Genomic DNA, 14,442 nt, shown 5'->3' with positions numbered 1-14,442 from the left:
GATGAAACGACTTGTCTTGCAGAACCGCTTCTTCTGGCTGTTCCTCGTGGTCATGTTCGCGCTGCCGGTGCTGCCACGCCCCGTGCACGTGCCCGAGTACTGGATCACGCTGCTCAACTACATCGGCCTCTATTCGATCGTCGCGATTGGGCTCGTGCTGCTCACCGGCATCGGCGGGATGACGAGCTTTGGGCAGGCCGCGTTTGTCGGCCTTGGCGCCTATGCGACGGCTTACCTGACCACGCAATACGGCGTCTCGCCGTGGCTTGCGCTGATCGTCGGCGTCGTCATCACGGCGCTCGTCGCGCTCGTGCTGGGGCTCGTCACCATGCGGCTGTCGGGCCATTTCTTGCCGCTCGGCACCATCGCCTGGGGCCTCGCGTTGTTCTTCCTGTTCGGCAACCTCGACATGCTCGGCAAGTACGACGGGATCAACGGCATTCCGGTGCTCAACGTGCTCGGCATCAACCTCGAATCGGGACGCCATATCTATTACCTGATCTGGGTGGTGGTGCTGGCGTCGGTCATCTCTGTTCAAAATTTGCTTAATAGCCGCACAGGCCGGGCCATCCGGGCGCTGCGCGGCGGCGGGTTGATGGCCGAGGCGATGGGCGTGAACACGGCGTGGATGCGTGTCGTGATCTTCGTTTATGCAGCCGTGCTCGCGGCGGTTTCCGGCTTCCTCTACGCCCATCTGCAACGTGCGGTGAACCCGACGCCGTTCGGCTTGAATCACGGCATCGAATACCTGTTCATGGCCGTGGTGGGTGGCGTGGCGCATGTATGGGGCGCGGTCCTTGGCGCGGCAATCCTCACCGTTCTGCAAGACTGGTTGCAGACGCTGCTGCCGAAGCTCTTGGGCGAGAACGGCAACTTCGAGATCATCGTGTTTGGCATTTTGATGGTGCTGCTGCTGCAATACGCGCGGCGTGGCGTGTGGCCGTTCGTGGCGCGCTTCTTTCCGCGCGGGCCGCAGGCCCATGTGCCCGAGCATGCCGAGGCTTTGCCGCAGCGCAGCAAGCCTGCAACGGGAGAATTGCTGCTGACTGTCGATAAGGCGCGCAAGCAGTTTGGCGGACTCGTCGCCGTCAACGATGTGAGTTTCGAGGTGAGGGCGGGGCAGATCATCGGCCTGATCGGCCCGAACGGCGCGGGCAAGTCGACCACCTTCAATCTCGTGACCGGCGTGCTGCAGCCGACCAGCGGGGCGATTACGTTCCGCGGCGAGCGCATCGACCGTCTGAATTCACGTGAAATCGTTGCGCGAGGCATCGGGCGGACATTCCAGCACGTCAAGCTGCTGCCGACGATGACCGTGCTGGAGAATGTGGCGATCGGCGCGCATCTGCGTGGCCATTCGGGCGTGTTGCGCAGTGTGGTGAAGCTCAATGCTGCGGAGGAAGGCCGTCTGATGAGCGAAGCGGCTGCGCAAATTCGCCGCGTTGGCCTGGAGCAGCACATGTACGACGAGGCCGGCAGTCTTGCGCTCGGGCAGCAACGCATTCTGGAGATTGCGCGAGCGCTGTGTTGCGATCCGACCCTGCTGTTGCTCGACGAACCCGCTGCGGGCTTGCGCTATCAGGAGAAACAACAGTTGGCCGGCCTGCTGCGCAGGCTGAAAGATGAGGGGATGAGCGTGCTGCTGGTCGAACACGACATGGATTTCGTGATGAATCTCACCGACCGCCTGGTCGTCATGGAATTCGGCACGCGGATCGCGGAAGGATTGCCGGAAGAGGTGCAGCAGGACCCTGCGGTGCTCGAGGCTTATCTGGGTGGGGTGGAGTAATGAGCGGACCTGTACTCGAAGTCTCTGGGCTCGCCGTCCGTTACGGCAAGATCGAGGCGCTGCACAAGGCAGCGATCAAGGTGGGCGCGGGGCAAATCGTCTCTGTGATTGGCCCGAACGGGGCGGGCAAGTCCACTTTGCTCAACGCGATCATGGGCTCGCTGCCTGTCACGGGCCATGCGAGCGGGCGGATTGCCTATCTGGGCGAGGAAATCGGCATGCTGCCGATCGAGCGACGCGTCGCGCGCGGCATGTGTCTGGTACCGGAAAAGCGCGAGCTGTTTGCTTCGATGACCGTCGAAGACAACCTCGTGCTGGGCGCCTATCGCCGTAAGCGGGCAGGGGAGCGCAACTTCCTCGATCAACTCGATCACGTATTTCAACTGTTTCCGCGTCTCAAGGAGCGGCGCGCGCAGGCTGCGGGCACGTTGTCGGGTGGCGAGCGCCAGATGCTCGCGGTTGGCCGCGCACTGATGGGCAAGCCGGATCTGCTGATGCTCGACGAGCCTAGCCTTGGGCTTGCACCGCTGATCGTGAAGGAAATCTTCCACATCATTAGCGCATTGCGACAGACGGGCGTGGCGACACTTCTGATCGAACAGAATGCGCGTGCCGCGTTGCAGATCTCCGATTACGGCTACGTGCTGGAAACGGGCGATCTGGCGCTTGAAGGGCCAGCGCAAGAGTTGGCGCAGAATCCGCGAGTGATCGAGACGTACCTCGGTTTGGCTAAAAAGCCGGTCTGATCTCGTCAACCTCTGTAGAAAAGAGCGGCGTGTTTCACGTGAAACACGCCGTTTTTTATTTGTGCGCGCACAGCTTTGCATGGGACCAGAGCAAGAGCTAACGCGCTAACACTGGTCGACACACACAAAAAATTCGGGTGTGAGCGGCCCAAAACCTGAAACCGTTATAATTCGCGCATACCACTTTTTTCTGAGAAGGCTCACGCGGTCCATTCGTCCGTGCGTGAGGTCCCGCCATGCTTTTTCCCACAGAATTTGACGTCATCGTCGTCGGCGGCGGTCACGCCGGCACTGAGGCTGCGCTTGCCGCCGCTCGCATGGGCGTCAAGACGCTCCTGCTCACGCACAACATTGAAACGCTCGGCCAAATGAGCTGCAATCCGTCGATTGGCGGCATTGGCAAAGGCCATCTGGTCAAAGAAATCGACGCGCTAGGCGGCGCGATGGCTGCTGCGACCGACGAGGGCGGCATTCAATTCCGCATTCTCAATTCGTCCAAAGGGCCGGCTGTGCGGGCGACGCGTGCACAGGCCGACCGTATCCTGTACAAGGCAGCGATCCGCCGACGCCTCGAAAATCAGCCGAATCTGTGGCTGTTTCAGCAGGCGGTTGAAGACCTGATGGTCGAAGGCGACCGTGTTGTCGGGGCGGTGACGCAGGTGGGCATCCGCTTCCGCGCTCGCGCGGTGGTGCTGACGGCGGGAACGTTCCTCGACGGCAAGATCCACGTGGGTTTGAACAACTACACGGGCGGCCGCGCCGGTGACCCGGCGGCGGTGACGCTGTCGGCGCGCCTGAAAGAGCTGAAACTGCCCCAAGGGCGCCTTAAAACGGGCACGCCGCCGCGCATCGACGGTCGCTCGATCGACTTTTCGGTGCTCGAAGAGCAACCGGGTGACCTTGATCCGGTGCCGGTTTTCTCGTTTCTCGGCAGGGCAGAGCAGCATCCGAAGCAGATTCCCTGCTGGGTTACGCATACCAATGAGCGCACGCACGACATTATTCGCGGTGGTCTAGACCGCTCGCCGATGTACACGGGCGTGATCGAAGGGGTGGGGCCGCGCTATTGCCCGTCGATCGAAGACAAGATTCACCGCTTCGCATCGAAGGAATCGCACCAGATCTTCCTGGAGCCGGAAGGTCTGACGACGAATGAGTTCTACCCGAATGGGATCTCGACGAGCTTGCCGTTCGATGTCCAGCTTGAACTCGTGCATTCGATGCGCGGGTTGGAGCAAGCTCACATCCTGCGTCCCGGCTATGCAATCGAGTACGACTACTTCGATCCGCGTGGCCTGAAGGCATCGCTGGAAACGAAGGTGATTAGTGGTTTGTTCTTTGCGGGCCAAATCAATGGTACGACGGGCTACGAAGAAGCCGCGGCTCAAGGCCTGCTCGCGGGTATCAATGCTGGCTTGCAGGTACAGGGTAAGGATGCGTGGTGTCCGCGCCGCGATCAGGCGTACCTTGGGGTGCTGGTCGATGATCTGGTGACACGCGGCGTTTCCGAGCCGTATCGCATGTTCACGAGCCGTGCTGAATACCGTTTGAGCCTTCGCGAAGACAATGCCGATATGCGCCTGACGGAAATTGGCCGTGAGCTCGGTGTCGTCGACGATGTTCGTTGGGATGCATTCAGCCGCAAGCGCGATGCTGTTTCACGTGAAACAGAGCGCCTGAAGTCGACTTGGGTGAACCCGAAGACGCTGGGTGCGGAAGAAGCGACGGCGCTTCTCGGCAAGCCGATTGATCGCGAATACAACCTCGCGGATCTGCTGCGCCGTCCTGGCGTGAGCTACGACGGCGTGTGCGGCCTGCGTGAAGGCGCCTGTGCGCCTGAAACGCCGCTCTCCGATGACGAGATCCTGCTTGCCCAGATTAAGGAGCAGATCGAAATCGGCATCAAATATCAGGGCTATATCGACCGTCAAGCTGATGAGATTGAACGCAATGGTGCCCACGAGAATACGCGCCTGCCGGAAGGCATTGATTACGCTGAGGTGCGTGGTCTGTCGTTCGAGGCGCGTCAGAAGCTGAATCAATTCCGCCCCGAAACGATCGGTCAGGCGTCGCGCATTTCGGGTATCACGCCTGCCGCCATCTCGCTGCTGATGGTTCACCTGAAGCGTGGCCTCGGCCGCCGGCGCCAGAACCCGTCCGATCAGGGCACGGACAACACGACGGTGGCTCAATGACGGGGCGCGCAAGGCAACCCGGCATCGCGGACCGCGACGCCCTCGCACGGCTGCTGAAGGAGGGCGCGCAGGCGCTCTCCCTCGATCTGAACGAGCGGCAGCACGAACAACTGCTGGCCTACGTCGCATTGCTGGCGAAATGGAACGCCGTCTACAACCTGACGGCGATTCGCGATCCGCGCCAGATGCTCATTCAGCACATCCTCGATTCACTTTCGATCCTGCCGCATTTGCCCACGCGCGCCGACGCCTCGGTGCTCGACGTGGGCTCAGGCGGCGGCTTGCCGGGCATCGTGCTCGCGATTGCGCGCCCGGACTGGCAAGTCACCCTGAACGACATCGTGCAGAAGAAATCGGCGTTTCAGTCGCAGGCCAAGGCCGAACTGGGTCTCGCGAATCTGTCCGTGGTGACCGGGCGCGTCGAATCGCTGCGCCCTGGGATCGAAGTGCCAAAAAAATTCGATCTGATCGTCTCGCGGGCATTCGCGGAACTGGCCGATTTCGTTACACTGGCCCGTCACCTTGTTGCAGACGGTGGTGCGATCTGGGCGATGAAGGGCGTGAGGCCCGACACCGAGATCGAGCGTTTGCCAGCCGGGGCGCGCACGCTGCAGACGATTCGTCTGACGGTACCGATGCTCGATGCTGAGCGGCATCTGACCGAAGTAGTGGTCGAGCCGACACAATAACGTGGTTCACTGGCCGTGATGGCCCAGGCTGAATGGCCGGGTAGCGTGCCCAGCGGCATTTACGCTGTAACGTAAGCAAACTTTTTAAGGCAGTAAAAGGGACACCCAAAAGATGGCAAAAATCTTCTGCGTTGCGAACCAGAAGGGCGGCGTCGGCAAGACGACGACAACGGTCAATCTCGCCGCGAGCCTCGCATCGCAGGGACAGCGCGTCCTTCTCATCGATCTCGACCCGCAGGGCAATGCCACGATGGGCAGCGGCATCGACAAGGCGGCGTGCGAGAACACGGTTTATGAAGTGCTCGTCGACGGCGTTTCGGTGCCTGAGGCGCGCAAGCGTCCTGAGCAGGTGGGCTACGACGTTTTGCCGGCCAATCGTGAGCTCGCTGGCGCCGAAGTGGAGCTGGTGACGGTCGAGCAGCGCGAGCGCCGCTTGAGGGCTGCGCTTGCCGAGGTCGACGACGAATACGACTTCGTGCTGATCGACTGCCCGCCGGCGTTGTCCTTGCTCACGCTCAACGGACTGTGCGCGGCGCACGGTGTCGTGATCCCGATGCAGTGCGAGTACTTTGCGCTCGAGGGTCTCTCGGACCTCGTCAACACGATCAAGCAGGTGCACGCGAACATGAATCGCGACCTGAAGGTGATCGGTCTCTTGCGCGTGATGTTCGATCCGCGCATCACGCTGCAGCAGCAGGTTTCTGAGCAGTTGAAGGAGCACTTTGGCGACAAGGTGTTCGACGTAGTGATTCCGCGCAACGTGCGGCTTGCCGAGGCGCCTAGCTACGGCTTGCCGGGTGTGGTGTTCGACCGCACGTCGCGCGGTGCGCAGGCTTATGTGCAATTCGGCGCGGAAATGATCGAGCGCGTACGCGCACTCTGACGCAGACTGGGGAAGCACGATGAACGCAGTAGCACGGAAGAAAGGACTGGGCCGGGGACTCGAGGCATTGCTCGGCGGCAGCGCGGACATTACCGAGGCGGTGAAGATCGAGGGCGCGCCCAACACGCTCGCGCTCGCGCAGATGCAGGCGGGCAAGTACCAGCCGCGCACGCGCATGGACGAAGGCGCGCTTCAGGAGCTCGCCGCGAGCATCCGCGCGCAAGGGCTGATGCAGCCGATTCTGGTGCGCCCGGTTGGCCCCGAGCGCTACGAGATCATTGCGGGCGAGCGACGCTTCCGTGCAGCGCACATTGCCGGTCTCAAGGAAGTGCCCGTCCTCGTGAAGGACGTGCCCGACCAGGCCGCGGCAGCGATGGCGCTGATCGAGAACATCCAGCGCGAAGACCTGAATCCACTCGAAGAGGCGCAGGGCATCCAGCGTTTGCTCGACGAATTCAGTTTCACGCACGAGCAAGCCGCCGAGTCGGTGGGGCGCTCGCGCAGCGCGGTGTCGAACCTGCTGCGTTTGCTGAATCTTGCTGCGCCGGTGCAGACCATGCTGCTCGCGGGCGACCTCGACATGGGCCATGCGCGTGCGTTGCTCGCGGTCGATGCGGCCACGCAGATCACGCTCGCCAATCAAGTGGTTAACAAGCGCATGTCGGTGCGTGAAACGGAAAAGCTCGTTTCGAACACCACCAAGGCTGCGCCCGCAGTGAAGGCGAAGGCCGCGCACGACGGCGGCCGCGACACGCGCCGTCTCGAAGACGAGTTGTCCGATTTGCTGGCTGCCACGGTCAAGATCAAGCTTGGTAGGAGAGGGCGCGGCCAGCTCACCGTCGATTTTGGCGACCTCGATGCACTCGACGGTATTCTGCTTCGCCTGCGTGGCGAGGCTGCTGTTTGACCCGACGCCCGGAGTCGATTCCGGTGCGTGAATCCGATGCCGCCACGCGCGGCCGGTTAAGCCTGCTGCGCGGGCTCGGCGCGTTCGCGCTTGCCGAGCCGGTTTTGTCGATACTCGTCGCTGCGTTCGTTGCATTGCAGATTTGCGCGCCGCGTGCATGGTCTTCGCTTCCCGCACTGGTCGACTGGCAAACGGTGATGACGCTCGCCGGCCTGCTGATCCTCACCAAGGCGCTGGAATCTTCAGGATTCCTGACTTGGGTGGCACATCGGCTCGTGCACCGGATTCACTCCGAGCGCGCGCTTGCATTCCTTCTCGTCGCATTCGCGGCGCTGCTCTCGACGGTGGTGACGAACGATGTCGCGCTCTTCGTCGTGGTGCCGCTCGTGCTGTCGCTACATCGGCTCACGCCGCTGCCGTTAAAGCGGCTTGTCATCGTGATCGCGCTCGCCGTGAATGCGGGCTCGGTGCTCACGCCACTAGGCAATCCGCAAAATTTGTTTCTTTGGCAACTAAGTGGCGCGTCATTTGGTCGCTTCGTTGTGTCGCTTGCGCCGCTCTGCGCACTGTTGATGGCGCTGCTGTTCGTGCTCGTAGCACTGCTTTTCAGGCCGAAGCCACTCGATTTGACGATCGATGTCGAACGACATCCAGTCGATCGCGCATTGGCAGTCGTGGCGGCATTACTTTTTGTTGCGTTCGTGTTGCTTGCCGATACGCATCATGCGGGCATCGCATTGGCGGGCGTCGGGGTCGGATTTCTCATCTGGCGCACGCAAATCGTTCTGAAGATCGACTGGCTTTTGCTGCTGATTTTCGTGCTGATGTTCATCGTGCTGCGCAGCGCCGCCGCGCTGCCTTGGATTCATCACGCACTCGCGAACCTCGGATTGCAGACGCCACTTCGCGCCTATGCCGCAGGCGCCATCCTCTCACAGGGCATCAGCAACGTGCCTGCCGCCATCGTGCTCGCGGGTTTCACGCACGACTGGCGCGCGTTGGCGTTTGGCGTGAGCGTCGGCGGCTTTGGGCTTGCCATCGGTTCACTGGCGAATCTGATTGCCGTGCGTCTTTCCGGCGAGCAAGGCGTGTGGTTGCCGTTTCACTTGATTGCTATTCCGTTTTGGGCAATCGCGGTTTTCGGTGGCGGACTAGTGTTGTATTTTTTCTGACGGAAAAACCACAGTGCAGCGACACAATCGTCTTTCCACGGTAAAATCGCGCCCCGTTTTGCTTGGCTCTCCTGACGTTCGAGCGTGACCTTACAGTTTCCGTTACCTCGCACGTAATGGTGAGTTTTCCGCATGATGAAGTAGCATTTCATGCGTGTTATGAAACGGCCTAAAGTCTTGAATTGGCTGCAACTATCGCTTACAATCGCCCGGATTTATTTGGTTGGCGGGGCCGTAAGCGCGCTGCAAGAAACCGGGCGGAAGCCAAATATCCGGAATAACGTAATGGTGGGTCAGAGGCCAGACGAAGCGCCACAGGCGCATGAAGGGCCCGATGGTCCGCAACGCGGAACGCAAGCATCCAGAGAGACGCAGGGTGCGGCGACGGAGAAAGGACAAGCCGCTAGCGCGCGTGTTGATTCCACAACGGATCACAACGCACGATGGGATCAGCTAGACGCCGACCAGCAAGATAACAACGACATCGTTCCGCTCACCCGGGTCGAAGCCGAGCAACTTTTCGGCGCACAGGTGAGCCGCCCGTCGCGCGTCACGCCGTTTCGTGTCGTGGCAGCGCAAGTGGTTTTGTCCCTGGTTGCCGCTTTGTTGTGGTGGCTGTTTTATAAGCCGCCGGGGGCGACTGCGCCGGACGCAGTGGTGCTGTCCGCGCTGCTGGGTGGAGCGATCTGCTGGTTGCCCGGTGCGCTGTTCGCGGCGCGCCTGAAGCAGTTGAGCAAGGCCGGCACGGTGTTTAACTGGATGCTCGGCGAAGCATTCAAGATGGGGGCGACGATTGCGATGTTCGTTGCCATTGCGTTCTGGTATCGCGACGTGCAGTGGATTCCGTTGCTCGTCACTTACCTGATCGTATTGAAGACATACTGGATCGCGCTCGCGTGGCGCTGACCCGCAGCTGACATCGCGCCGCCTTTCATGTGGAAGGCGTTGAGGCGAACGAAGCGGCAAGTGGTTGGCACATGTTGGAGTAGGACACGGTCCGAGGCGGTGCGTTCCTGCAACAGGTTGTTGCGCGGGAGTGGCCGAAACCGATTTTCGACAATTTGGGTGATTTTAACGATATGGCAGCCAGCGAAGGAACGAGCGCTCCGGGTCCGTCCGAGTATATTGCGCACCACTTGCAGAACTTTGCCACTGGGCACCAGACGTCGATCGTCGATTTCCATGTCTGGAATCTCGACACGCTGTTCTGGTCGATCCTTTGCGGCATCGTGACCATCCTCATTCTGCGTCTCGCTGCGCGCAAGGCTACGCCGGGCGTGCCTGGCCGCTTCCAGTGCGCCATCGAAATGCTGGTCGAGATGGTCGAAGACCAGTCGAAGTCCATCGTCCACGGCAACCGTACCTTCATCGCACCGCTCGCGCTGTTCGTGTTCATCTGGGTCGCGCTCATGAACTCGCTCGACTTCATTCCGGTCGACCTGCCGACCCGCGTGATCGGCTGGCTCGGCCTGAGCGAAGTGTTCCCGCATCAGCGCATCGTCCCGACCGCCGACCTCAACGGCACGTTCGGCATCGCGCTCGGCGTGTTCGTGCTGATGATCTATTACAACCTCAAGATCAAGGGCCCTGGCGGCTTCGTGCACGAACTGCTGTCGGCCCCGTTCGGCGCGCATCCCATCCTGTGGATCCCGAACCTTGCACTTAACATCATCGAGTTCGTCGCCAAGACGGTTTCGCTCGCCCTGCGGTTGTTCGGCAACATGTATGCAGGCGAACTGTTGTTCCTGCTGATCGCGCTGCTGGGCGGTCTGTGGAGCTTCGGTGCGGACACGACGGTGCTTGGCTTCATCGGCCACGTGATTGCGGGCAGCGTCTGGGCGATCTTCCACATTCTGATCGTTCTGCTGCAGGCGTTCATTTTCATGATGCTGACGCTGGTGTACATCGGCCAGGCACACGACAAGCACTAAGGGCTTGTCGAACCCAGAATTGCAGTTTTAAATCCCCAGTTCCAAAAAATCTCACAAAGGAGTGATCATGCAAGCTTTCATCGCCAACATCCAGGGTTTCACGGCCATCGGTATCGGCATCATCATCGGCCTGGGTGCAATCGGCGCCTGTATCGGTATCGGCCTGATGGGCGGCAAGTACATCGAAGCCTGCGCACGTCAGCCTGAACTGATGAACCCGCTGCAGACGAAGATGTTCCTGCTGGCTGGTCTGATCGACGCGGCGTTCCTGATTGGCGTGGGTGTTGCAATGCTGTTCGCGTTCGCTAACCCGCTGCTCTCGAAGCTCGCGGGCTAAGTTCCCTGGATGGTTGCGCCCGACCTATAACTTATAGACGCGGGCGCAGGACGGAACGGGTGACGAGGCGCTGATCGAGTTTCATAACCGATGAGCGCCTTGCCGTTTCAACTCCCCGGAATAGCAACGTAAAAGGAAACACCGTGAATATCAACGCAACCCTGTTTGCGCAAATGGTCGTGTTCCTGATCCTCGCGTGGTTCACGATGAAGTTCGTGTGGCCGCCGTTGATCAACGCCCTCGACGAGCGCTCGAAGAAGATCGCTGACGGCCTCGCTGCCGCGGATAAGGGCAAGGCGGAGCTCGAAGCTGCGCACAAGCGCGTTGGCGAAGAACTCGCTTCGGCCCGTAACGAGGGTCAAAGCCGCATCGCTGACGCAGAAAAGCGTGCGCTGGCTGTCGCAGAAGAAATCAAGGCCCAGGCACAAGCCGAAGCGGCTCGCATCATCGCTCAAGCGAAGGCCGACGCCGACCAGCAGGTCGTGAAGGCACGCGAAGCGCTGCGCGCAGACGTCGCGGCACTTGCCGTGCAAGGCGCCGAGCAGATCCTGAAGCGCGAAGTCGACCAGGCAGCACACGCCGACCTGCTGAATCAACTGAAAGCTGAGCTCTGATCATGGCCGAACTTGCAACCATCGCCCGCCCGTACGCAGAAGCGCTGTTTGGCGTGGCCGAAGCTGGTGACACCGCCGCCTGGTCCACGCTCGTCACGGAGCTGGCACAGGTTGCGGCCTTGCCCGAGGTGCTGTCGGTCGCGACAAGCCCGAAAGTGAGCCATGCCCAGGTCGTGGAACTGCTGCTTGCAGCTGTGAAGTCCCCGCTCAAGGATACGGCCGAGGCCAAAAATCTCGTGCAGATGCTGGTCGCGAATCACCGCCTTGCGCTGCTGCCGGAAATTCACGCACAGTTCGAAGAGCTCAAGAACGCCAAGGCCGGTGCGGCCGACGCGCTGATCGTGAGCGCATACCCGCTCGAAGGCGCGCAGTTGACCGACCTCGTCGCGAGTCTCGAACGCAAGTTCAAATGCAAGCTCAAGCCGGCAGTCGAGATCGACAAGTCGCTTATCGGCGGCGTACGCGTCACGGTCGGCGACGAAGTCCTCGATACCTCGGTCCGCGCGCGGCTCGCCAGCATGCAGGTGGCTTTGACCGCTTGAGCGCCTCGATAAAAACATCGGGCGCAGCGGCTGGCACGCAACAGAATTGAACATCAGGAGCGAATAATGCAACTCAATCCCTCTGAGATCAGCGAGCTGATCAAGAGCCGGATCCAGGGCCTTGAAGCGAGCGCGGACGTTCGCAACCAGGGCACCGTGATCTCCGTGACCGACGGTATCGTGCGTATCCACGGCCTGTCGGACGTGATGCAGGGCGAAATGCTCGAATTCCCGGGCAACACCTTCGGCCTCGCGCTGAACCTCGAGCGCGACTCGGTCGGCGCCGTGATTCTGGGTGAGTACGAGCACATCTCGGAAGGCGACATCGTCAAGACGACGGGCCGCATTCTCGAAGTGCCGGTGGGTCCGGAACTGGTCGGCCGTGTGGTCGATCCGCTCGGCAACCCGATCGACGGCAAGGGCCCGGTCAACGCCAAGATGACCGACGCAATCGAAAAGATTGCTCCGGGCGTGATCTGGCGTGAAGGCGTGTCGCAGCCGATGCAAACGGGCCTCAAGTCGATCGACTCGATGGTGCCGATCGGCCGTGGCCAGCGCGAGCTGATCATTGGCGACCGTCAGTGCGGCAAGACCGCAGTGGCCGTCGACACGATCATCAACCAGAAGGGCAAGGACCTCATCTGTATCTACGTCGCGATCGGCCAGAAGGCTTCGTCGATCCAGAACGTGGTGCGCAAGCTCGAAGAAACGGGCGCGATCGAATACACGATCGTGGTTGCCGCTTCGGCTTCGGAATCGGCCGCGCTGCAATACCTCGCGCCGTACGCCGGCTGCACGATGGGCGAATACTTCCGCGACCGCGGTCAAGACGCCCTGATCATTTATGACGACTTGACCAAGCAGGCTTGGGCATACCGTCAGATCTCGCTGCTGCTGCGCCGCCCGCCGGGCCGTGAAGCTTATCCGGGTGACGTGTTCTATCTGCACTCGCGTCTGCTCGAGCGCGCCGCGCGCGTTTCGGCCGACTACGTCGAGAAGTTCACGAACGGCGAAGTGAAGGGCAAGACGGGTTCGCTGACGGCACTGCCGATCATCGAAACGCAAGCTGGCGACGTGACCGCATTCGTTCCGACGAACGTGATCTCGATTACCGACGGCCAGATCTTCCTGGAAACCGACCTCTTCAACGCAGGCATCCGCCCGGCTATTAACGCCGGTGTGTCGGTCTCGCGTGTGGGTGGTGCGGCACAGACCAAGGTCGTGAAGAAGCTGTCGGGCGGTATCCGTACCGACCTCGCGCAGTACCGTGAACTCGCGGCATTCGCCCAGTTCGCATCGGACCTCGACGAAGCAACCCGCAAGCAGCTCGAGCGCGGCCGCCGCGTGACGGAACTGCTCAAGCAGCCGCAGTACCAGCCGCTGCAAGTGTGGGAACTGGCCGTCTCGCTGTTCGCAGCGAACAATGGCTACCTCGACGACCTCGAAGTCAAGGACGTCCTGGCGTTCGAGAAGGGCCTGCGCGAATACCTGAAGTCGAAGCACGCTGACCTCGTCGCGCGCATCGAGGACAAGAAGGACCTGTCGAAGGACGACGAGACCGCGCTCCACGCGGCACTCAAGGACTTCAAGAAGTCCGGCGCATACTGATCCGTCCGGGAATCAACCACGATAAACGGACATTGAAGCGGCGCGGGTTTGCGGCGGTCACAGCGCCCGCCCCGTTTCGATCAAGGAGCAAGCAATGGCTGGAATGAAGGAAATTCGCGGCAAGATCAAGAGCGTGCAAAACACGCGCAAGATCACCAAGGCGATGGAAATGGTCGCGGCGTCGAAGATGCGCCGTGCCCAGGAGCGCATGCGCGCAGCCCGCCCGTATGCCGACAAGGTCCGCGACATCGCTGCGCACATGAGCCGTGCGAACCCCGAGTATCGCCATCCGTTCATGACGGAAAACAACGATGCGAAGGTCGCCGGCGTGATTCTCGTCACGACCGACAAGGGTCTGTGCGGCGGGATGAACACTAACGTGCTGCGTGCGACGCTGCAGAAGTTCAAGGATCTGGAAGCATCGGGCACGTCGGTCGAAGCAACGGCTATCGGCAGCAAGGGCCTCGGTTTCCTGAACCGTCTGCGCGCGAAGGTTGTCTCGAACGTCGTGCAACTCGGCGACACGCCGCACCTCGAAAAGCTGATTGGCGCGGTGAAGGTGCAGCTCGACCAGTACTCGGAAGGCAAGCTCTCCGCGGTGTACCTCGCGTACACGCGCTTCGTCAATACGATGAAGCAGGAGCCGGTCATCGAGCAGCTGCTGCCGCTGTCGAACGAGCGCCTCGAAGGCAACGACGACGGCACGACGCCGAAGTCGCAGTGGGACTACATCTACGAGCCGGACGCGCAAACCGTCGTGGACGAACTGCTGGTGCGTTATGTCGAAGCCCTGGTCTATCAGGCCGTGGCGGAAAACATGGCGTCGGAGCAGTCGGCCCGTATGGTTGCGATGAAGGCAGCGTCGGACAACGCGAAGACGGTCATCAACGAACTGCAGCTCTCGTACAACAAGAGCCGCCAGGCCGCGATTACGAAGGAACTTTCGGAAATCGTCGGCGGCGCAGCAGCGGTCTGACCGGACAAAGCCGAACGCGAACCGCGCCGCTGTGCTCGTTGTTGCAAATGCGC

At 61.2% G+C, this 14,442-nt stretch carries 14 protein-coding genes; all 14 read left to right on the top strand.

What is annotated here, in order from left to right:
• Window position 1 precedes the first annotated feature (1 nt).
• Window positions 2-1,789 carry a branched-chain amino acid ABC transporter ATP-binding protein/permease gene (locus HV773_RS05520; RefSeq protein ID WP_129563188.1) on the top strand — a complete coding sequence of 596 codons (1,788 nt, stop codon included), beginning with the start codon at window positions 2-4 and terminating at the stop codon, window positions 1,787-1,789.
• Window positions 1,789-2,535 (top strand): ABC transporter ATP-binding protein, encoded by a 747-nt coding sequence (locus HV773_RS05515; protein WP_129563187.1) that lies wholly within the window; start codon window positions 1,789-1,791, stop codon window positions 2,533-2,535. Before HV773_RS05520 ends, HV773_RS05515 begins: the two co-directional genes overlap by 1 nt.
• Before the next feature lie 236 nt (window positions 2,536-2,771).
• On the top strand, window positions 2,772-4,730 hold the full coding sequence (gene mnmG, locus HV773_RS05510; protein WP_129563186.1) for a tRNA uridine-5-carboxymethylaminomethyl(34) synthesis enzyme MnmG: 1,959 nt from the start codon (window positions 2,772-2,774) through the stop codon (window positions 4,728-4,730).
• Complete coding sequence (rsmG, locus tag HV773_RS05505; RefSeq protein ID WP_129563185.1) at window positions 4,727-5,419, top strand: 16S rRNA (guanine(527)-N(7))-methyltransferase RsmG; 693 nt, start codon at window positions 4,727-4,729, stop codon at window positions 5,417-5,419. The genes mnmG and rsmG overlap by 4 nt, the downstream gene beginning before the upstream one ends.
• Window positions 5,420-5,531: 112 nt before the next feature.
• Window positions 5,532-6,302, top strand: a complete 771-nt coding sequence (locus HV773_RS05500) for a ParA family protein (protein ID WP_129563184.1) — start codon at window positions 5,532-5,534, stop codon at window positions 6,300-6,302.
• Between the two features lie 19 nt (window positions 6,303-6,321).
• On the top strand, window positions 6,322-7,209 hold the full coding sequence (locus tag HV773_RS05495) for a ParB/RepB/Spo0J family partition protein (protein ID WP_129563183.1): 888 nt from the start codon (window positions 6,322-6,324) through the stop codon (window positions 7,207-7,209).
• Window positions 7,210-7,271: 62 nt separating this feature from the next.
• Window positions 7,272-8,381: an SLC13 family permease gene (locus HV773_RS05490; protein ID WP_162497826.1), complete on the top strand. Its 1,110-nt coding sequence runs from the start codon at window positions 7,272-7,274 to the stop codon at window positions 8,379-8,381.
• Window positions 8,382-8,666: 285 nt separating this feature from the next.
• Window positions 8,667-9,287 (top strand): ATP synthase subunit I, encoded by a 621-nt coding sequence (locus HV773_RS05485; RefSeq protein WP_174220092.1) that lies wholly within the window; start codon window positions 8,667-8,669, stop codon window positions 9,285-9,287.
• A gap of 173 nt (window positions 9,288-9,460) precedes the next feature.
• Window positions 9,461-10,312 (top strand): F0F1 ATP synthase subunit A, encoded by an 852-nt coding sequence (gene atpB / locus HV773_RS05480; RefSeq protein WP_129563181.1) that lies wholly within the window; start codon window positions 9,461-9,463, stop codon window positions 10,310-10,312.
• 67 nt (window positions 10,313-10,379) lie between these two features.
• Window positions 10,380-10,649 (top strand): F0F1 ATP synthase subunit C, encoded by a 270-nt coding sequence (gene atpE, locus HV773_RS05475; protein ID WP_028203308.1) that lies wholly within the window; start codon window positions 10,380-10,382, stop codon window positions 10,647-10,649.
• Between the two features lie 143 nt (window positions 10,650-10,792).
• Window positions 10,793-11,263: a F0F1 ATP synthase subunit B gene (locus tag HV773_RS05470; RefSeq protein WP_129563180.1), complete on the top strand. Its 471-nt coding sequence runs from the start codon at window positions 10,793-10,795 to the stop codon at window positions 11,261-11,263.
• Window positions 11,264-11,265: 2 nt separating this feature from the next.
• On the top strand, window positions 11,266-11,805 hold the full coding sequence (locus HV773_RS05465; protein WP_129563179.1) for a F0F1 ATP synthase subunit delta: 540 nt from the start codon (window positions 11,266-11,268) through the stop codon (window positions 11,803-11,805).
• A gap of 66 nt (window positions 11,806-11,871) precedes the next feature.
• The gene (gene atpA, locus HV773_RS05460; protein ID WP_035523145.1) at window positions 11,872-13,413 is read left to right on the top strand and encodes a F0F1 ATP synthase subunit alpha; all 1,542 of its coding nucleotides are present in this window, start codon (window positions 11,872-11,874) and stop codon (window positions 13,411-13,413) included.
• A gap of 94 nt (window positions 13,414-13,507) precedes the next feature.
• Window positions 13,508-14,389, top strand: coding sequence for a F0F1 ATP synthase subunit gamma (atpG, locus tag HV773_RS05455; RefSeq protein ID WP_129563178.1), 882 nt, complete (start codon window positions 13,508-13,510; stop codon window positions 14,387-14,389).
• The last annotated feature ends 53 nt before the right edge of the window (window positions 14,390-14,442 follow it).

Source organism: Paraburkholderia caffeinitolerans (genome assembly GCF_902859945.1).
GTDB lineage: Bacteria > Pseudomonadota > Gammaproteobacteria > Burkholderiales > Burkholderiaceae > Paraburkholderia > Paraburkholderia caffeinitolerans.
Note: the sequence above shows the minus strand (reverse complement) of the source record. Positions and strands in the feature narration are given on the sequence as shown.